Source organism: Arthrobacter zhaoguopingii (assembly GCF_009828605.1).
Taxonomy (GTDB): domain Bacteria; phylum Actinomycetota; class Actinomycetes; order Actinomycetales; family Micrococcaceae; genus Arthrobacter_D; species Arthrobacter_D zhaoguopingii.
Genome location: NZ_WIAE01000012.1, coordinates 1 through 19227, shown reverse-complemented (window position 1 = coordinate 19227; position 19227 = coordinate 1). Strand labels below are relative to the sequence as shown.

Here is a 19227-nt window from a genome sequence, read left to right as displayed (position 1 = left end):
CCCCTGCGGGAGGATTCATCGGGGCCCGGCGAGCTGGGGTCAGCCACCGTTCCTGCGGCGTAAGGAGCGCCGCGGGCGTGTATGGGTGGGCAGGGTGTTGCCCGGGTCATCCGCGCGGTGGTTCCTGAGAGAGTGAGTGGACGAGGATTTTTACCCGGTCGTGGATCCGGTCCCGAATGTCCCGGACGGTATCGGGGTTTTGTCCGGCCGGGTCCGGGAGGTCCCAGTCCTCGTAGCGTTTGCCAGGGTAGATGGGGCATGAATCGCCGCAGCCCATGGTGATCACCACGTCGGAGGCGCGGACGACGTCGTCAGTGAGGGGCTTGGGGTAGTTCCGGGACAGGTCGAGCCCCATCTCGGACATGACGGCAACGACCGCCGGGTCGAGTTCGGCCGCCGGCATCGACCCGGCGGAGCGGACCTTGATCCTGCCCCTGGCCTCCACAGCGAGCAGGGCCGCGGCCATCTGGGAGCGTCCGGCGTTCTGCACGCAGACGAACAGGACCTCGGGTACCTCGGAGGCGGCCTCTCCCTTGGATTTGGCCAGGGCGTTGAGCCGGTCACTGGCGAAGTGCTCGGTGGTGGCGGGCAGGTACGTGGTGATTCTCGCGGTGCGGGCCAGGGCGGTGTAGGACTCAAAGACGTAGCGTTCGACGGTTTCGGCGGCGAAGACTCCGGTGAACCTCTCGCCGAGGCGGGTGCTGATCCGCTGCAGGACCTCGGTGTTGTCCTGAAGTCCCAAGCGGCTTGTTTCGTGGTGATCAGTCATGGCGAGGCTCCGATGGTGGGTTGGGTCTGGATGGGGTTCAGTTGCTGCCGGTCCGGCCGTGGGACCTCGAAACTGGTGCCGGCGTCGGTGGAGCAGACCCCGGTTTCGGGGAGTTCGAGGTGGACGGTGTCGGCGCCCTCGCGGTCTCCGGCCAAGGCTGCCGCGACGGAGCGGACCTGTTCATATCCGGTCGCCAGCAGGAAGGTCGGGGCCCTGCCGTAGGACTTCATGCCGACCAGGTAGAAGTCCTTCTCGGGATGGGCCAGCACCCGGGCGCCGTGCGGCGGGACGGTGCCGCAGGAGTGGAATTCGGGGTCGATCAGCGGGCCCAGCTGCACCGGGGCTTCCACGGCCGGGTCAAGGTGGAGCCGGAGTTCACGCAGGATTCCTAGATCGGGGCGGAAGCCTGTGCAGGGCACCACAAGGTCCACTTGCAGGGTTCGCCCGTCAACGGCTTCGACGCTCACGCCGGAGTCGGTGGGTGTGAGGGAGGTGATGCCGAAGCCGGAGTGCAGTTCGATCCTGCCGGCCTCCACGAGGCGCCGCAGGCGTGATCCGAGCTGTCCGCGGGCGGGCAGTCCGTCCGCGTCGCCGCCGCCGTAGACCTTCTCGGCGGACGCCCCTCGGACTGCCCACACGATCCGGGTCGCCGGGTCGTCCCTGGCCAGATCCGTAAGGCTGATCAGGGTGTTCGCGGCGGAGTGGCCGGCCCCGACGACCAGGACGCGGCGGCCGGCGAACGAGGCACGGTCCCGGCCGGCGACATCGGGAAGCGGCGCAGAGATCCGGTCCGCTGCGGCGTCCTCTCCGGGGGCGGGCAGGCCGGAGGCGCCCAGCGGGTTCCGGGTGGACCAGGTGCCGGAGGCATCGATGACCGCCGCGACGGTGTAATCCCGGGTTCCGCCGTCCCGGTGTCGGACCCGGACGGTGAACGGGGTGGTCTCCCGGTTCCGGGTAGAGGTTTTGTCCATCCCGGACCGGGTGACCGCAGTCACCCGGGCCCCGGTCTGCAGCCGGGCCTTGATCGCCGGCAGTGCGGCCAGGGGTGTCAGGTAGTGATCGATCAGTTCCCCGCCGTAGGGCACCGCGGTCGCCCGCGGGGGTACCCAGCCGGAGGCCTCCAGCAGGCGGACAGCGGCCGGGTCGAGGTTGTACCGCCAGGGCGAGAACAGCCGGATGTGCCGCCACTGCTCGATGGCTGCCCCGGCCGCAAGCCCGGCTTCGAAGATCAACGGTTCGAGGCCGTTCTCGAGCACGTGCGCCGCGGCGGCCAGGCCGACGGGCCCGGCCCCAATCACTGCGACGGGAAGCGTGGTCGGTGATGCCATGAGGTCCTCGGTCTCCTCCCGCGGCGGGGCGGTGTTGTGGCGTTTAGGCGTGGGTGGGTTCTTCCACCAGGGCGGTGGCGATGCTGTCGGCGTCATCGAGCGCCGCGAGGTAGCGTTCGGCGTCCAGGGCCGCCGCGCAGCCGGTCCCGGCGGCGGTGATGGCCTGGCGGTAGCGGTGATCCACCGCATCCCCGCAGGCGAACACGCCGTTCAGGTTGGTAACGGTGGTGGGCGCGTCGACCCTGATGTAGCCCTCGGCGTCCAGCTCCACCTGACCGGCGACCAGCTCGGTGCGCGGCAGGTGCCCGATGGCCACGAACACGCCCGTGGCCACCTGCTCACGGGCGTCCCCGGTGCGGGTGTCCGTCAGGGTCACCCCGGTGACCTTGTCCTGTCCGTGGATGGCGGTGACGGCGGAGTTCCAGGCGAAGCTGATCTTGGGGTTGTCCTTGGCCCGCTGGGCCATGATGCGCGAGGCCCGCAGCTCGTCCTTGCGGACCACGACGGTCACGGACTTCGCGAAGCGGGTCAGGAAGGTGGCTTCCTCCATGGCCGAGTCCCCGCCGCCGACGACGATGATGTCCTGGTCGCGGAAGAAGAACCCGTCGCAGGTTGCGCACCAGGACACCCCGTGACCGCTAAACTTTTTCTCCTCCGGCAGGCCGAGTTCCTTGTACGCCGAGCCGGTGGCCAGGATGACTGCCGGGGCCTCGTAAGTCTCGCCGCCACCGGTACCGACGCGTTTGACGTGACCGGCCAGTGCGACGTCGGTGACGTCGTCGAAGATGACCTTCGCGCCGAACCGTTCGGCCTGTTCCTGGAGCCCGCCCATCAGCTCCGGGCCCTGTATGCCGCCGGGGAAGCCGGGGAAGTTCTCCACCTCGGTGGTGTTCATCAGGGCACCGCCCGCGGTGACCGACCCGGCCAGGACCAGCGGTTCCAGCCCGGCCCGGGCGGCATAGGTGGCCGCGGTGTACCCGGCGGGGCCGGAGCCGATGATGATCAGCTGCTCGGAGGTTGAGGTGGCGCTCACGGTCTGTCCCACGGGGAATCTCCTGATGCTCGGGTCGGGATCTGGCGTTACTTGGCGGCGGGGGCCAGCGAGGCAATCAATTCCTCGATGCGGCCCCTGATCTCGTCGCGGATCGGGCGCACGGACTCCACGCCCTTGCCCGCGGGGTCCTCCAGCACCCAGTCCTCGTAGCGCTTGCCCGGGAAAAACGGGCATTCATCGCCGCACCCCATGGTGATCACGACGTCGGAGTCCTTCACGGCCTCGGTGGTCAGGATTTTGGGGACCTCTGCGGACATGTCGATGCCGACCTCGGCCATCGCCTCCACAGCCGCGGGGTTGATTTTCTCCGCCGGCTGGGAACCGGCCGAGCGGACCTCGATGGCGCCCTGGGACAGGCTGCTGAGGAAAGCCGCAGCCATCTGGGACCGGCCGGCGTTATGGACGCAGACGAACAGGACGGAGGGCTTCTGGGCGGTATCGGTACTCACTGGGTCTCCTGAGGGTGGGATGGGCTTGGGATGGTGGTGCTGGTTCATTCGATCTCCGCACGGACCCACACGCATCGATGGATGTCGATATACGGAGTATCGGACGGGGAATCGACGATTGTCAATACTTGTACGTGGCCCGGCTGGTGCCGCTCCGGGTCGCCCGTGGTGCAGGGCGACCCGGTGGCGATCAGGCAGCGTGGAGGCGGGGGGCAAGGTCATGGACGCGCCGGGAGATGTCAGCGAAGGCATCCTCGAAGGCCTCCTCGGTGTTGGCCCGCAGTGGATCGGGCACGGACCAGTGGATCCCCCTCATGGTCGTGAGTTCCTCGTGGGCGTTGTCGCACACCGTCACGACGAAGTCCCCCTCTCCTGCCACCTCGTTCAGGCCCTGAGGGGTTCGGTCCGCGAGGTCCAGTCCATGCCGGCGGGCGACGTCGAGGGCACCTTGGGCGATGTGGTCCGCCGGGTGGGTTCCCGCCGAGCTTGAGGGGATGTCGCTTGCCCGCTGCCAGAGCGCGGCCGCGAGCTGGGACCGGGCACTGTTGCGGGTGCAGACAAAGAGCACCCGCCGGGCCCCGTGTGCGGCTCCGGGGATCAGGCCGTCCAGGGCGCCGAAGGCAAGCCGGATGTAGCTGCGGCGCCGGTCGGCCTCTGAACGGTGCCGCGTCACCAGACCGGCCTCCTCCAGGGTGCGCAGGTGGTGGGACAGCAGGTTTGAGGGCATTACCAGCTCGGCCTGCAGTTCCGTCGGGGAGAAGTCCCCCAGGGTCAGCAGATCGACAATGCGCAGCCGCGCCGGATCCGCTAAAGCGGCATGCCTGGCGGCCCTCTGACGGAGTTCGACTGGTTCAGTATTCATTGACTCAACTTTGACTGAGAGAATGTAGTCAGTCAAGCTGGTGCCATGACCTCACCCCTGCCGCCGTTGTGGCGCCGCGCCCTGGCCGAATTCCTCGGCACCAGCCTGCTCGTAATGACCGTGGTCGGATCGGGGATCGCCGCCCAGCAGCTGTCCCCCACCGACGTCGGGCTGCAACTGCTGCAGAACAGCACCGCCACCGTGCTGGGTTTGACCGTGCTGATCCTGATCTTTGGCCCGGTCAGCGGCGCGCACTTCAATCCGGCGGTGTCCCTGGTCGATTGGATTCTCAAGCGGCGCAGTGGGGCCGGGCTGACCCTGACCGAGCTGGGCATCTACGTCCTCGCCCAGACGCTCGGCGCCATCGGGGGAAGCGTCACCGCGAACGCCATGTTCGAGGCAGGAACCTCCCTTTCGACCACCCATCGGGCCACCGGCGGGCACCTGCTGGGCGAAGTCGTGGCCACCGCCGGGCTGATCCTGCTGATCTTCTCCCTGGCCGCCACCAAACGCGGCGCCCTCGCCGCACCCGCGGTGGGCGCCTACATCGGGGCCGCCTACTGGTTCACGTCCTCGACATCCTTCGCCAACCCCGCCGTGACGGTCGGCCGGATCTTCACCGACACCTTCGCCGGCATCGCCCCGGGCTCGGTCCCGGGTTTCATCGCCGCCCAGCTCGTCGGCGCCGCGGCAGGCCTGGTCCTGGTCCTGGTCCTATTTCCTTCCGCTTCCGCCACCGCGGATGACGTCGTGCTTCCCCATGATGGGCAACTGGCCAGAAAATGACTCCGCTGCAGGGCCGCAGAAGGCGGACGACATTGATGTCCGTCGATACCCCATAATGGGTGCATGAACCTGCAGCCCGTCCTTGGTCCGGCCTCCGGCGAGGCATCGTGCGCCCCGGCGGGGCCCCCTGCCCTGGATGCCGCCCAGGCGAAGGCGCGGGCAGTGGTCTTCAAGGCACTGGCCGATCCGAACCGGCTCCGCCTGCTCTCCATGATCAAGGCGGCACCTGCCGGGACGGTCTGCGTCTGCGACCTGACCGACCCGCTGAACCTGACCCAGCCCACCGTGTCCCACCACCTGAAGGTCCTTCTCGACGCGGGCCTGCTGCAGCGTGAAAAGCGTGGCATCTGGGCCTACTTCTCGCTCACTCCCGGCGCCCTGGACGACGTCGCCGGCAGCCTCGCACGGCTATGACCGCGGCAGCAGTCCGCCCGATGCGTGAGGAGGACTGGCCGGCCGTCCGATACATCTACCAGGAGGGCATCGACACCGGCCACGCCACCTTCGAAGCCGAGGCGTCGGACTGGGATGGGTTCGATAGGTCCAGGTTGGCCCTGCACCGCTTCGTCGCCGGAACCGTGGACGGCAGAATTCTTGGCTGGGCGGCCGTCTCCCCCGCATCGCCCACATGACCCACGGACCACTGGCAGGACCCTGGCGGGACACCCTGCTCATTGAACGGCGATCAGAGGCCGCCTGACGAGGTAATGGACTGGGTAGGTTCACGTCAGGGTGAACGAGGGGAGCTAATGGACGGATAGGGGCCGGATCGACGGCGGAGCAAGATTGAGTACTGGCTTCGACTGCTGATTCCCGCGGTGCTTCTCATCGGGCGGCTCGTCTTGCCTCAACCGACGCCACCAGGTTCCGCCGGTCAGGGCGAGAGGCTACCCGCGGCGACAGACGGCTGGCGCGTTCATCCGCCTGTCGCCCGCCACTGATAATGGGCAGAGGAGCCAAACAGCTCATCGTGCAGGTCAGCGTGTGGTGGGAATCGGTCGTCAGGTAGTTAGTTATTAAGGAGAAGGAATCATTGTGCGGATACTCGTTGTAGGGGCAGGAGCCACCGGAGGCGCCTTCGGAACCTTGCTGCAGGAGGCAGGGAGGAACGTCACCTATCTCGTCCGTGATCACAAAGCAGAAGCGTTGCGCCGTGACGGTTTACGGTTCGTATCCCCTGATGCCGACCGGACCCAGCCGGTGCAGGTGCTCACGACCTCCGACACGGCGCCGGCCTTCGATCTCGTGCTCATCGCGGTTAAGGCGACAGCCTTCTCCTCCGCGGTGACGGACGTTCACCCGTTCATTGACACGAACACGCGCATCCTTCCAATCCTCAACGGCATGGCGCACATCGACGAACTCCAAGGAGCGTATCCGGGACAGGTACTGGGCGGGCTGGCCCGCATCGTGGCGACCCTCGACGGGTACGTCGTTCACCAGAAGACGCCTATGAGTTCACTCGTGGTGGGTTCCCTGACAGACGCTCCGATCCCGAACGACATCCGCGACGCACTCGACGTCCCGGGCATCGACTTCTCGGTTACCGATGACGTGGTGGGCGCCCTATGGGACAAATGGGCGTTCATCGCCGCTGCCAGTGTCGTCAACTGCCTGTTCCATGCTCCCATCGGCCGCATACTCGACGCCGGCGGCGAAGGCGCGATTCGCGCGGCAATCGAGGAGCTCGAGGCCGTCGCCACCCAGTCAGGACACCCCGTATCGGATCCGGCGCACCGTCAGGCAGTGGCGCTCCTGATCGACCCGGGATCCTCCTTCACCACGTCGCTGTACCGGGACCTCGCGGCAGGACTTCCATCGGAGGTTGACCATATCCTCGGCGACTACGCACTCCGGGCGAAGGCGCTGCAGCAACCCACTCCGCTGCTCGACCTGACACTCATCGCCATCAGAGCAAACCTCTAAGACTGATCCATCACGGCTCGTGCCCGCACCGTTTCCCGTTTCGACGCTCACCTGAGAAAGTGACAACATGACCCTCGACATCGAGTCCTTCCGCGCGCACTTCCCCGCCCTGCTCAGCGGCACCGCATATTTCGACGGGCCCGGAGGAACGCAGGCCCCCGCCGTCGTGGGAGCCGCGATAGCCGATGCCATCACCGGGCCGCTGTCCAACCGCGGCTTCGGAGTGGTCTCGGAGAGCAACGCCGAATCGGCGGTCAGCGGGTTCCGGGCGGCAATGGCTGACCTGCTCGGGGCGCATCCTCGCGGTGTCGTCTACGGGCGAAGCGCCACGCAGCTCGCCTACGACTTCTCCCGCCACCTCGCCAAGACCTGGCAGCCAGGTGACGAGGTCGTGGTCTCACGCCTGGACCATGACTCCAATCTCCGCCCCTGGCTGCAAGCAGCCGACGCGGTCGGTGCCACCGTGCGCTGGATCGATTTTGACCCGGAGACGACGGAGATCAACGAAGCGTCCCTCGCAGCCGCGATCACCGAGCGCACGAAGCTGGTAGCGATCACCGCCGCTTCGAACCTGCTCGGCACCAAACCGCCGGTGCGTCGCATCGCCGACGCCGCTCACACGGTCGGCGCTCTGGTCTATGTGGACGGGGTGCACTACACCGCTCATGCGGCGGTCGACGTGAAGGCGCTGGGAGCTGACTTCTTCGCCTGTTCACCCTACAAATTCCTCGGACCTCACTGCGGTGTTCTCGTGGCCGACCCGGAGCTGCTGGAGTCGCTGCAGCCGGACAAGCTGCTGCCGTCCACGAACGAGGTTCCTGAGCGGTTCGAGTTCGGCACCCTCCCGTACGAGATCATGGCCGGCGCCACGGCAGCCGTGGATTTCCTCGCCGCGATCGCGCCCGGCGCCGCGACCGGACGCCGTGCGCGCCTTCTCAACTCCGCCCACGTCGTCGATGAGCACGAGCTCGCGCTGCGCTCCCGGATCGAGGCAGGGCTGGCCGATCTGGGCGACGCCGTCACGCTGCACTCCAAAGCCCAGGACCGGACACCGACACTGCTTGTGACCTTCCCGGGCCGGTCCTCCGCGAACGCCTACCGGTTCCTCGCGGATCGGAACATTCTGGCGCCGGCCGGCTCTTTCTACGCGTACGAGGCCTTCCGCCGCCTGAATCTTGAGGACAGCGCCGCCCTGCGAATAGGTCTGGCGCCGTACAACAACAACGATGACGTCGACCGCCTACTGGCCGCGCTCGGCGAGTTCCTTGCTTCCTAGCGCGAGATGAGGGTATCTGCGCTGCACGGATTGTGCGCCGATGCCTGTCGGGACGACGAGCAGAATGCCGCCGGTCCGGATGGGTGAAGGGTGCCTGGGCCAGCAACCTGACCGCAGCGGCCGCGGACGCCGAGCCGTTCCAGAGCGTCTCGAAAACCCAAAGCGATCCAGGACAGGCTTAGTAGTCTGACGCTGACTAACCGCCTCACGAATTCACTCGCGGTTTTTCGTCTCAGTGACCTGTCTAACGTGTTTCGTCTCGACATCGTGCGTGAACTCACCAATGACATCAGAACCTCGTCGTACAGTAGGCACACCCCACACCTTCATCGAGCGGTGTCTCCCGCCCCGAAGCGAGGATCCTCCTTTTGCCTCAGGTGCGGTACCAATCGATTCATCGAAAGGCCGACTGATGCCCCACTTCGCCATCCTCATCTACACGGACGAATCCCTTCATGCTGTGGAAGCAGCAGAGTCCGAACTGGCTGAGAATGACCGACACGCACGGGACCTTCAAACCTCGGGGTCGATGTCCCTTGCTTACGCCCTCACCCCTCGCGCATCCGCCGTGTCTATTCGCCAAGACGGCACAACAGCCGGCCCCTTCGTGCAGGCCGAGCAGTTCGTGGCAGGATTCTATGTCCTCGAAGCTCCCGACCTTGAGGCCGCAATAGCGATCGCCCGCCTGAACCCGGCAGTCCGCACAAGCACCGGCGGAGTCGAAGTTCGTCCCGTTCACAGCGGCGGCATCACAACGCCTACCGCGTGAAACCCCACCGCAACAAGCTACCTACCGCCCTGCGGCGAGCGTCACCACGAGGTGTTTCTCCTACTCGGAGCTTTCATTTCCGCTTCTGGTTTCTCAGGAATGGCCATCCCGTCGGGGCAGGTTGTCCTTTTCCGCTGCGCACCGCCTGGATGTATTTCCGCTCTCCTGCCCTTCTAAATTCCTGCACCAGGGGGCATGCATGGACCGAAGATCGTCGTCGCCTCCGGGCGCTTGGGAGTGATCCCGTCGCCCGCGGAGCGGTTGTGCAGCCGCCGCAGCACCCACGGCACCAAGTACTCGCGGGCCCAGACAGCATCCTCGGTGCGGGCCATGCGCCAGGTCCTCGGCGGAAGCGGCTTGGCATGCATCGGTTCCAGGGTGTGGTTCACGGCGAGCGTATCGAGGACCATCATTGCCACCGTGTGGTGCCCCAGGGGCGAGAAGTGAAGGCGGTCCTCGGCCCACATGCCCGGATCGGAAAGCTGCCGCAGTGCCCACATATCGGCGATTAAGGCGTCGTGCCGTGCGGCGATGACGCGGAGGTTTTCATTGAGGACCGCCATCTTCAGGCGCATCCCCCCTAGGACCGTGTCGCGTACGTCCGGCCCGGTGAAGAGCACGACCGTCGCGCCGCCGCTGCCGAGGTCCTGCACAGCCGCATCGAGGCGGGCCGCCATCCGGTCCGGATCCGCTCCGGGACGCAGCAGGTCGTTGCCGCCTGCCGAAATGCTCACGAGGTCCGGCTTTAGTGCCAGCGCGGGCCCGACCTGCTGATCGATGATCTGCTGGAGCAGCCGTCCGCGCACCGCGAGGTTCGCATAGGAAAAGCTGCTGCAGCCGCAGCCGAGCTCCTCGGCCACCCGGTCGGCCCAGCCCCGGTTCCCGCCGATGCTATCGGTGCTTGGGTCACCGATGCCCTCGGTGAAGGAATCCCCCAGGGCGACGTAGCGCCGCCAAGGGTGCGGTACCGCGACGGCGACGGCCTCCGTGGAGGAGATGTCGGCCGGATGGACTGGCTGAATTTCGCTCACCTGTCCATCCTGCCAAGCCGGGACCGCCCAACGCGACCCTAGGTAGCCTCCTCGACCTGTATGTGACGCCTGCGCCCGCTGCAGCGCTTGGGCTACCCTCACCGGGCATTTTCTCCGGTGGGGTATACGCGACTGAACGGCACTAGGTTCAGGCACCTCAGGAAGTGTGGACACTGTCCACACTCCCTGCGAGGTCTGCTTCTGACGGTGATAAGTCAGAGAGGCTGTTCCGGAGACTTCGGATCACATTCTGCGGCTTCTGCCCCCGGCTTCTCGGATGCGGGCGAGGTACCAATGTCGTCTTCATCGTCGTAGTAGTACGTCGTCTGAACGGGTCGCTTTCCGCCGAGTGCATCTCGTTGACGCGCTGACTCCTGCGTGTGAGGTCCGCTTCGAATTCAGCGACCATGCCGAAAGCCTTGAGTAACTGCCGTCCGATGGGATCCGCTGGATGGGAGATCCACCGTGCATAACATCGAACGGGTCTTACGTACGTGCGCTTTGTCCAGGAAACACGTCGCATCTGCGCAACGTGCTGGCGTGCACGGGAAGGGAACGGCTGATAGGACGTGTGGGGATCACCGGCTGGTACGGATCCGGATAAAGGTGACCAGGCGTCGACGTAACGATGAAGGGGTCCTCTGATGGGCAGGTTCGTCCAGTTCCTCACGGTCCCTGAGGTAGTGCTGATGTCTGGGTTGGAGGGCCAGTGACGTGCGGGCTCTGGTCGTCGGGAGACGAACTACGGAACGCATCTGATGGCGGTGCTGATCAGGCCGGTCACAGCCAAAAGCCCGCCCAGCGGGCGCCTGATCCCATCCTTTTGCAGGCCTGGACTCCCCCAACCGGTGATGCCAGGAAATCATCGGGGTCAGCTGTTCTGAGGTCTCACCAGGCTGTCTTCGTCCTCTTCGAGGGCGGGAGCTTCGGAAAGCTTCTCGAGAAAGGCTTCTGCCTGCCCGGAATCCCCCGCGGAAGGTTCATCAAGAACGTCCTGGTCGGCTGAGTCCTGTCCGGCGGGGGGTGTCGAGCTGTCTCGCGGGTCCGTGGTGGTTTCGTTTGGCATGATGCCTTACCTCAACAATCAAGTGGAGTGATGGAAGATGGCCGGGCCAGGCGCGCTGTGCTCACAATTACGCGCCCGGCCCGGCCTGGTGTATCGGATTAGGAGGTCAGCCCGGCCTGGTGGTCGATGCCGGCCTGGTCGACTTTGCGGTGGAAATGCATGCCGGCTTTGCCGCCAAGGATCGCCCCGATGAGGGGAACCAGGACGGCGATGGCCAGGGCGATGAGACCACTTGCGCTCAAAAGACTACCGTCGACGGGGATGCTGGGCGCTCCGCCGATGCGTGAGAGGACGTTGAACTGGTCTCCGGCGATTGCGGCGAGGATGGCCACAACGATGGCGATGATGATGCCCCACAGCCAGACTGCGAGGCCCTGCTTGACTCCGTCGAAGCGGGCCATACGGCCCGCTACGTAGCCACCACAGTAGTAGGCGAGGAACAAAATGAGTGCCAGCACGATGCCACTGACAATACCGACGGTTTCCGCGTTCTGCGTTGCCTGGTTGGCGGCTTCGCCGGCATCGGTGCTGTTCGCTGCTCCGACTCCCACGCCGATCGCGGTGGCCAAGGCGCTCAGGATGACCGTCATGCCGATCGCGGTGAGCCAACCAAAGAAGGCGGACCCGAACTTGATGCCGCCAAACTTTTCTTTCTGGGCATTGACGACGTCGTTGCGCCGGCCCTTGGGTGTGCTTGCTCCTGCGGTGTGGTCCTGTGCCATGACTCTCCTTGGAATGGTGTTTCGTATTCTTGTCCGGCACCGCGCTCGCAAGCCGGGTGACGGACATATTTGTGTCGTGCCCTTCGAAAGACCGCACGCCGGTGCGTCAAAGGAACGTACCCGGGAGCCGGTGACGGCTCCCGGGGGTTCTGTCAACTAACGGCGGTCGGTCTTGCCTGGCTGGTCCGCGTCCAGCATTTCGATCTGTTCCTTACGGACTTCACCGGACACGGTTTCCTGGGCCTGGACCGTTTCCTTATTCAGGCGCACCCGCTCAACGGGAACGGCTTCCTTGTCGATGATGACGTTCTCCTCATGGAGGATGACTTCGTGCTCCTCTTCGCTGATCACAAGCCCGTCCATGGCGTTGCCCCGGTTGGCATCGGTGATGGGTTCGCGCTCAATGCGGACCTCTTCGCGCCGGACCGGAACCGTCTTGGTGACGTGTTCGGTCACCACATACTTGCGCAGGCGCACCCTGCCGGCTTCCCGGGTTTCGGTTCCGACCCGGAGCCGTTCCTCGGAGCGGGTCATCGCTTCATCGGTGGTCGGTCCGGAGGTGTCATAACCCACCGTCTTGCCGTCGCCTGAGCGGTCGATTCGCTCGTCGCCGTGCTGGAAACCGGGCTCGTAACCGGTGGTGGTCTTGCCTTTTCCCCTGACAGGGGGCGCCGTTGTGGTGTTCGGGGTGGTGTTCTGCTGTCCGCCGGCCAGACCGTAGTGCCGGTACAGGGTGTCTTCTTCCTGGGGGCTGAGCGCACCGTCCGCTTCAATGCGGGGTGCACCCTTGACCTGGTCCTTGCTGTAGCGGACCTTGACATCTTTGCCGTCGGCGTTGGCGCCCTCAAGGGGAACGAAGGACTCGGAGGTGCCAAAGAGCCCCGTCTTCGCCGTGACCCAATTGGGATCCCCGGTGTGGTCATCCAGGTAGATCTGGCCGATGGAACCGATCTTGGTGCCCTGGGCGTCAACAACGTTGCCGCCCTTAGACAGGATGGTGTCGAGATTCTGCTGCGTGATCACGGTTTTTCCTTACATTGTGATTGTGATGAAGGCGAATCGGTGGAGCAGCGGGTACCTCAAGAGTTAAGAAGCTCATTGCAGCCCTGACTCCGCCCGGCCGATTACCGTGGCGCCGGGGCCGCGATTGGTCCGCCGGGCGATCGCTTCACTGTCACGGACAATTGATTATCAGCATGCTTACTACTCTGACCGCAGTGGCAGTCAAACGCAACTTCTGATTCTTTCGAGTGCGGTCGCGGATATGTGCACCGGCGCCGGCAGAATCCATGCAGCACGGGTACGGGAGCACACCGCATCGGAACTTGGGCTGCCCCTGCTGAATCGCGGCAGGCAGCGAATCGTGGAGCGCCAGGCAAAGGACGCGCAGCACCCATCGCGTGTCCTCCGATCGCGCGGGCAAGCAGCATCTTCGCTTCGCCGAGCGTCCAGGCTCGTGCTGCTGCGATTGCCGCACGAGGCCGGTCATCATCACGGGTTGAATTCTCGAAGAGCCCTAGAACATGTTCGGCGCAGCTAGCGGCCCACAATGCAAGAAGCTGATGATAGAAACCCGCCGCTCCCCCAAAATCATCCGCAATCCGGCCCGAACCGGCATCGGTACGGCCCAGTCCGAGACCCAAAGTGCGGACCCTGTCCACACCGCAAAACCCGCCTGCTGACCGCCAAGAATCCGGTGGGCCCGTGTCTGCTCATCACGCCCCGGAAATTCCCACGGGCCATGGCGGCCCGCACAATCACTCCCGCCATCGCCGCCGGCTGCGCAATGGTGCTCAAACCTGCAGATTTTACACCCTGACCTCCCCACTGTTCGCCGCCATCATGCAGGACGCAGGCCTGCCCGAAGGCGTCTTGAACCTCATCCTGCACCGCTGCCAACCCGTTCCTCGTCCACCAAGCCATCGCGGACGCGTTCACGGCGAATCTCGCCGTAACGATGGAGACGGTCACCGTCCGCCGTGGCACCGCGCCCACCTCCACACTGGGACCGCTGACCGACGCAGATGCCGTGCAAGGGTTCGCGAACTGTTCACCGATGCGGTGGCTTCCGGTGCCGTAGCCATTACCGGCGGCGCAACAGTCGATGGCCCCGGGTACACAGCACGGAAACGGACCCTGCCCTAAAGAGGCAGGGTCCGTTGTGTGCACTGATTTACCCGGTGATGGTGACCGGGGTGGTTTCGGTGACTCCGTTGACGGTGATCGAGAGGGTGCCCTCGCCGGCCCGCAACGCGGTCAGGGTGTTGGTTTCCGGGTCGTAGGCCGCAATGCTGCCTCCGGCTGCGTCCTCCGCTGCGCCGATGTGAATTCTCTCCGATGTCCAGTCCGCGCTCACCGGGTAGGCGACGGGAAAGGTCCGCCGTCCCTGGGTGACGTGGGCGTCGAGACTCACCGAGGTGCCGGCGGCCATGGTTCCCGGGTTGTCGATGGTGAGCTTGTCGACGTGGGGGCGCATCTCCACCTCCAGCCAGGGGTTCTCGCTGTCAGATTCCGGTGCGGAACGGTGGCGGGCCTTCAGCGGGGCTGGATCGGCGGAGGGGTTGATCCCCACCAACGACCACCCGGAGAATCCGCCCTCGGCAGGAGCCGTGGAGGGTGCCTTTCCTGCGTTTCCGTTGACAATATACGGGACGCCGTCGACGGAGTTTGCTGAGAAGGATCCAACGTGGGAGCCGATGTAGGCCGCGCCCTTACCGCTGGCGCGCCGGAACTGCGAAAGCCAGTCCTCAATCACGCCTACCTCAACGGAGCTTGAAAGCTGGCTGACCTTGATCGGACTGGGGTCGCGGGTGGGCATGTGGGTCAACACCACAACACCGTTGATGGCCGGGTTGTCCCTTGCGGTGTCCAGGGAGTCGCGGAGCATCTGCCACTGGTCGAAGCCACCGCCCAGAAGCCTGCCGGTCGAGGAATCCAGGAGCACAAACTGCGTGCCCTTGTGGACGAAGCTCTGGTGCGCCGGCCCGAATTCAGCTTCGAACGGATCTACTGTCCCGGGGCCGTAAATCTCGTGGTTGCCGGGAACGTAGTACCAGGGCTTCTTGTCTCCGATCTCCTCCTCGATGACCTTGCGTGCGAGGGCCAGGTCGTCAGGGAAGGCGGTGTCAATCCAGTCGCCGTTGATCACGATGAATTCCGGATCGGCCGCGAGTGCTTCCCGGAGAGTCCGCCGTGCTGCAGGGACCAGCGACTGATCCGATGCCGTGAACTGCGCGTCGGAGACGACGGCGAATGTGAAGTCTTCACCGTCGAGGGCCTGTCCGTCGGAGATGACGACGTCGTCGGCGACCTGCGCGGCGCCCGGGGTGTCGATGCTGGGTGCGACCTTGACCGTGATGTCATCGATCGCCACGGAGCCCGCGTATTTGGCGGTCGCCGCGGTTTCGATGATGCCGAAGCGGGTCAGCGTCATGGGGAAGGCAATGCCCTGTGGGACGTCGACCTCGACATACTGCCAGCCCGTCCAGGTGATGTGAGGCCCGTACAGCGGGTAGGAATTGCCCTTGTCATCGCGGAGGGAGAAGGACCACCACTGGCCCCTGCCGTCGCCCTTGACCCACAGGCCGATGGTCTGGGGCTGTCCTTCGATGAGGATGTTCTTCGGAGGTGCTGCGTTCGAGGTGCGCGTCGCCGTGGACTGGGTGAAGTCGTAGTTGATCTGCAGTGCGGTTCCGCCCTCCCGTCCCTGGGTGGGCGCAAGGGATCCGGTCGAGCGTGCCCCGGACCATTTCCAGGCCGCCGCGTCATCGAAGCCGGCGGCGATCCGGCTCTCAAGTCCCACAGAGACGGCCACATGGGAGACGACTCCCTTGACAGTGGCCGTGACAACGACGCCTGCGGAATCCGTTACGGGCTTCACCGAGAAGCCGCCCGCTGCGTTCGGCTCGATAGAGATCTTGGAGGTGTCGTACTCCAGTGTGACGTCGGCGGGGTCGATGGGTGCCTGGAAGCCGTCCGCGTCGTAGCCGACCAGACCGAACTCCCCTGCATCCGAGGCGTCCTTGAGGGACACCTTCTCCGCGGTGGGCCGCACGCGTTCAAGGTCCCCGAGGACGACCAGGGGAAGTTCGCCGGCGGCCCCGGCCGTCGAGGCCGTGACGGTGACATCTCCGCTGCGCCGTGCGGTGAATGTCCCGTCATTATCGATCTCTCCGACGGCCGCGGGGGTCGACCTGTATTTCGCACCCGCGTCGACGGGCGCGTAGGTTTCGTCATGGGCCAGCGCGTCGAGCTCGCGGGTCAGTCCGGGAAAGACCCGGAGGGCGTTCTCATCGGCGTCGCCCGCCTCTGGGACCACCCGGAGTCCGGTCGGGCGTCCCGAGCCTTTCTCGGCGAACAGCGCCAGCCCGTTCGGGACGGCCCGCTGGTAACCGTCGGACGGCGTGTTTTCGAGATCGACCCCAGCCTTGCCGGCGTCGCGGGCCACGAGCGTCGAGGATCCCCCGCCGTCCAGGTTCAGGGCGGTATCGGCTCCCATCTCCTTCATGAAGGATCCCAGTTCCTCCAGGGACATCCCCCGGCTGTCGGCCATCCGGCCATCGAGGGTCACGAGGAACATCGTGGAGCGGTCCTTGCTGAACCCGACCGCGGTGCGGGGATGCACGCTCTTGTCGCCCTGGGGAAGCACTTCCCCTCCCCGAAGGAGCGGCTGGCTGCCACCGATGGCCACCGCCATCTCACCGGCGGAGCTCTTCAATCCGTAGGACACCGTGACCTTGTCCCCGACCTTCAGCCCGGAGAGCGCCTTGGCGCCATTCTCGCGTCCGACCAAGGCGATGGTGTTCTCCTTGAGCGTGCCCTCACCCGGCGTCGGTGAAATCCGTGTCACCACGCCGTCCGTGACCAACACCTCGACCTTTGCGGCGACGCCCGTCGTCGCCCGATCGCGCGAATAGGCACCCCAGAGGGACGTATACGCCCCAATGTCGTTGGCGGCCAGGACATTCTGGTTCAAGCCCTTGAGGGGAAGGGTAGCTGTCGGGGTGACGATGCTTCCCTCCAGAAGCATCTCGGTCATCTGGGCGAGCCCGTTCGTGTCAACGCCGACGGCGTTCGGCCAACCCGGGTTGGGGCCCTTCACAACGCCCTTGGTGCGTCCGAGCACCGCGCCGAGGGCGGAACCGGAGTTGTTGATGTCAAAGAAGTCGCCGTTGACCCCGGCAACCCCGCCCGCCTTCTCGACATGGTTCTCCAGCGGCCCCGGAGCGGTGACGGACCCACCGTCCACGTAATCAAGGCTCAACCCGGGGGTACCCAGCTTGGCGGTGAGGACATCTCCGCGCATGAACCCGGCGGAGTCGAGCCATTCAAACGATCTCAGGTCCAGACCGGGAGCAACGGGGCGCTCTTCCTCCTCGAGGAGTATGCGTCCGGGCCCTGCAGGTTCCTTCAGCAGCATCCCCGAATCATTGAGGTTGGAGCTGGCTGCTGGGCCGCGGCCCTGGGCGCTGTCAGCGCCCTCCTGGACGGGCACGGATTCATTGTCGAGGACGCCGCTCACCGGACGCAGAGCAGCAGATGCCGGATGCGCACCGGCGAGCAGCACCATCGGGACGACGATGCCGGAAAGTAAAGCTCGGTTATATGTAGGTTTCACGGACCCACCGTCCCAGCCGAACCGGAACGAAAAATGACCGAATCACAACGACGCGGTGAACCGACAGCAACCACCGCCTTCCGGCGCTTAGCTCAGCGCGGCATCGCAGACACGCCGGAACCAGACAGCCTGGGGGTGTCATCCGGCTCCGGATGGGACTGCCCCGAGCTCGCTTGACTCCCGACCATACGGGACTGGCAGTACGTCACCCGCAAGCCAGTCCCCACCGCAAATCTGACCATTCACCTCGAGTTCGCGGCCTCCGTCTGCCACTTCGCTCGTAACGACTTAGTCCGGAATGGACTACCAAAGAAGAAGAATGGACGACCAAAGCTTCCCTTCAAGATCAGGACAGTTCTAGTGCGGTAATCCATTACAAGTACGCGTAACTGGCAGACGATTGCGTGGTGCATCCACTAGCTGTCCCGTTGAAGCGGGGAGTCCGACACCGTCCGCGGCTTGTGCGACGTGGGTTTGGTCACATGCCCTTGACCCTGTTGTTGGCACAGGGTCTTCAATGACGACATCAGAACATTCAGGGCCCTCACACGAGGGCCCGACCAGGCCGGCGAGGGAACTCCCGGCCGGGAAACATCAAGGAGAATAGCATGTCTGCTCTATCTGAAGGCCTTCAGGACTTCGTGAATCAGGTCCCGGAGGTTCTGCAGCCGCTGGGTGTGGGCCTTGTCGGGATGATCCCCTATGTCGAGGGCGAGGGCTCGGCGGCCCTGGGCATCATCGCGGGAGTCAATCCGATCGTTGCAGGGATCGCCGGCGCCGTGGGCAATTTCCTCAGCGTCCTCGTGGTGGTGCTGCTGAGCTCGCGTGCCCGCCAGATGGTCGTCGCGCGGCGGGCAGGCGGCAGCGGACCCGACGGCGGCACCGTCCAGACGCTCGAGGCCCCGGGATCGGCCCCGCGGTCGGCCCGGCAGGCCAAGGGCCAAACCCGCCTGCGGGGATGGCTGACCAGGTTCGGCGTGCCGGGGGCAAGCCTGCTGGCGCCGCTGGCCCTTCCCACCCAGCTCACCGCAGCGTTCTTCATCGCCTCAGGGGTCAGCAAGCAGCGGGTGCTTGTGTGGCAGGCCATCGCCATCATCCTATGGACCGCCGCCGTCGCCGCGGCCGCAACCGGAGTCCTGGGCCTGCTCGGCTGGTAAAGAGTTCCCTGACCTCCTCACCTGTTTCGGGCCGGCAGAAACCCGGAACTCACCAGCGGCCCGGGCCCGGTCACCGAGGCGGTCCGCTCGATCATCCCGGACCCGCCCCCGTCGGGGGCACCCCCCTCCCATGAGCGGGTGGCGAAAACCTGATGAGACCATGGTGTCCAAGCACTCGGACACCCGATCACGAACCCCCGGTGGGGCGCATCAATATCCACCCGCCGAAGGGCAATCAAGGAAAGAGGACCAGGAATGGGATGGAGCACACGCGAAATCGCGGATCTGGCCGGGACCACCGTGAACACGGTCCGTCACTATCACCAGATCGGCCTTCTCGAGCAGCCCGACCGGATGTCCAACGGCTATAAGCAATACCAGGTCAGACACCTCGTCCGCCTCCTGAAAATCCGGC

General features: G+C 65.4%; 20 protein-coding genes. 10 read left to right on the top strand and 10 right to left on the bottom strand.

What is annotated here, in order from left to right; genetic code table 11:
- Positions 1-106: 106 nt before the first annotated feature.
- The 5 genes from GVV77_RS14505 to GVV77_RS14485 form a co-directional block, all read right to left on the bottom strand.
- Positions 107-769, bottom strand: coding sequence for an arsenate reductase ArsC (locus GVV77_RS14505; RefSeq protein WP_159619530.1), 663 nt, complete (start codon positions 767-769; stop codon positions 107-109).
- Positions 766-2097, bottom strand: coding sequence for an NAD(P)-binding domain-containing protein (locus GVV77_RS14500; protein WP_159619528.1), 1332 nt, complete (start codon positions 2095-2097; stop codon positions 766-768). The genes GVV77_RS14505 and GVV77_RS14500 overlap by 4 nt, the downstream gene beginning before the upstream one ends.
- Positions 2098-2140: 43 nt before the next feature.
- Entirely contained in the window at positions 2141-3142 is a 1002-nt protein-coding gene (trxB, locus tag GVV77_RS14495) for a thioredoxin-disulfide reductase (protein WP_246199841.1), read from the bottom strand.
- 35 nt (positions 3143-3177) lie between these two features.
- Positions 3178-3600: an arsenate reductase ArsC gene (locus tag GVV77_RS14490; RefSeq protein WP_159619526.1), complete on the bottom strand. Its 423-nt coding sequence runs from the start codon at positions 3598-3600 to the stop codon at positions 3178-3180.
- A gap of 190 nt (positions 3601-3790) precedes the next feature.
- Entirely contained in the window at positions 3791-4462 is a 672-nt protein-coding gene (locus GVV77_RS14485; RefSeq protein WP_159619525.1) for an arsenate reductase/protein-tyrosine-phosphatase family protein, read from the bottom strand.
- A gap of 45 nt (positions 4463-4507) precedes the next feature.
- Between GVV77_RS14485 and GVV77_RS14480 the strand changes: the two genes are divergently transcribed.
- The 6 genes from GVV77_RS14480 to GVV77_RS14455 all read left to right on the top strand — a co-directional run bounded on the left by GVV77_RS14480 (position 4508) and on the right by GVV77_RS14455 (position 9219).
- Positions 4508-5248, top strand: a complete 741-nt coding sequence (locus tag GVV77_RS14480; RefSeq protein ID WP_159619524.1) for an aquaporin — start codon at positions 4508-4510, stop codon at positions 5246-5248.
- Between the two features lie 63 nt (positions 5249-5311).
- Positions 5312-5662 carry an ArsR/SmtB family transcription factor gene (locus tag GVV77_RS14475; protein WP_159619523.1) on the top strand — a complete coding sequence of 117 codons (351 nt, stop codon included), beginning with the start codon at positions 5312-5314 and terminating at the stop codon, positions 5660-5662.
- Positions 5659-5880: a GNAT family N-acetyltransferase gene (locus GVV77_RS14470; protein ID WP_343033061.1), complete on the top strand. Its 222-nt coding sequence runs from the start codon at positions 5659-5661 to the stop codon at positions 5878-5880. Before GVV77_RS14475 ends, GVV77_RS14470 begins: the two co-directional genes overlap by 4 nt.
- Positions 5881-6283: 403 nt before the next feature.
- Positions 6284-7174 carry a ketopantoate reductase family protein gene (locus GVV77_RS14465; protein ID WP_159619522.1) on the top strand — a complete coding sequence of 297 codons (891 nt, stop codon included), beginning with the start codon at positions 6284-6286 and terminating at the stop codon, positions 7172-7174.
- A 67-nt stretch (positions 7175-7241) separates the two neighbouring features.
- Positions 7242-8450, top strand: coding sequence for a cysteine desulfurase-like protein (locus GVV77_RS14460; RefSeq protein ID WP_159619521.1), 1209 nt, complete (start codon positions 7242-7244; stop codon positions 8448-8450).
- A 412-nt stretch (positions 8451-8862) separates the two neighbouring features.
- The gene (locus GVV77_RS14455) at positions 8863-9219 is read left to right on the top strand and encodes a YciI family protein (RefSeq protein ID WP_159619520.1); all 357 of its coding nucleotides are present in this window, start codon (positions 8863-8865) and stop codon (positions 9217-9219) included.
- Positions 9220-9392: 173 nt separating this feature from the next.
- Here GVV77_RS14455 and GVV77_RS14450 read toward each other — a convergent pair whose 3' ends face one another.
- The 4 genes from GVV77_RS14450 to GVV77_RS18535 all read right to left on the bottom strand — a co-directional run bounded on the left by GVV77_RS14450 (position 9393) and on the right by GVV77_RS18535 (position 13699).
- Positions 9393-10241: an SGNH/GDSL hydrolase family protein gene (locus GVV77_RS14450; RefSeq protein ID WP_246199851.1), complete on the bottom strand. Its 849-nt coding sequence runs from the start codon at positions 10239-10241 to the stop codon at positions 9393-9395.
- Between the two features lie 1173 nt (positions 10242-11414).
- On the bottom strand, positions 11415-12038 hold the full coding sequence (locus GVV77_RS14445) for a hypothetical protein (RefSeq protein WP_159619519.1): 624 nt from the start codon (positions 12036-12038) through the stop codon (positions 11415-11417).
- A gap of 156 nt (positions 12039-12194) precedes the next feature.
- Positions 12195-13061: a DUF2382 domain-containing protein gene (locus GVV77_RS14440; RefSeq protein ID WP_159619518.1), complete on the bottom strand. Its 867-nt coding sequence runs from the start codon at positions 13059-13061 to the stop codon at positions 12195-12197.
- A gap of 101 nt (positions 13062-13162) precedes the next feature.
- Positions 13163-13699, bottom strand: coding sequence for a putative immunity protein (locus tag GVV77_RS18535; RefSeq protein WP_343033060.1), 537 nt, complete (start codon positions 13697-13699; stop codon positions 13163-13165).
- Between GVV77_RS18535 and GVV77_RS18625 the strand changes: the two genes are divergently transcribed.
- Positions 13588-13857 (top strand): aldehyde dehydrogenase family protein, encoded by a 270-nt coding sequence (locus tag GVV77_RS18625; protein WP_425483372.1) that lies wholly within the window; start codon positions 13588-13590, stop codon positions 13855-13857. The genes GVV77_RS18535 and GVV77_RS18625 overlap by 112 nt on opposite strands.
- Positions 13858-13959: 102 nt before the next feature.
- Entirely contained in the window at positions 13960-14118 is a 159-nt protein-coding gene (locus tag GVV77_RS18620; RefSeq protein WP_425483373.1) for a hypothetical protein, read from the top strand.
- 93 nt (positions 14119-14211) lie between these two features.
- On the opposite strand, the gene GVV77_RS14430 is transcribed toward GVV77_RS18620, so the two are convergent.
- Positions 14212-17655, bottom strand: a complete 3444-nt coding sequence (locus GVV77_RS14430) for a phosphodiester glycosidase family protein (RefSeq protein ID WP_159619516.1) — start codon at positions 17653-17655, stop codon at positions 14212-14214.
- Between the two features lie 608 nt (positions 17656-18263).
- Here GVV77_RS14430 and GVV77_RS14425 point away from each other — a divergent pair.
- Together GVV77_RS14425 and GVV77_RS14420 are read left to right on the top strand one after the other, a co-directional pair.
- Positions 18264-18812, top strand: a complete 549-nt coding sequence (locus tag GVV77_RS14425; RefSeq protein WP_159619514.1) for a small multidrug efflux protein — start codon at positions 18264-18266, stop codon at positions 18810-18812.
- A 255-nt stretch (positions 18813-19067) separates the two neighbouring features.
- Positions 19068-19227, top strand: a 160-nt coding sequence (locus GVV77_RS14420) for a MerR family DNA-binding transcriptional regulator (RefSeq protein ID WP_159619512.1), incomplete at its 3' end; no start/stop codon positions are given.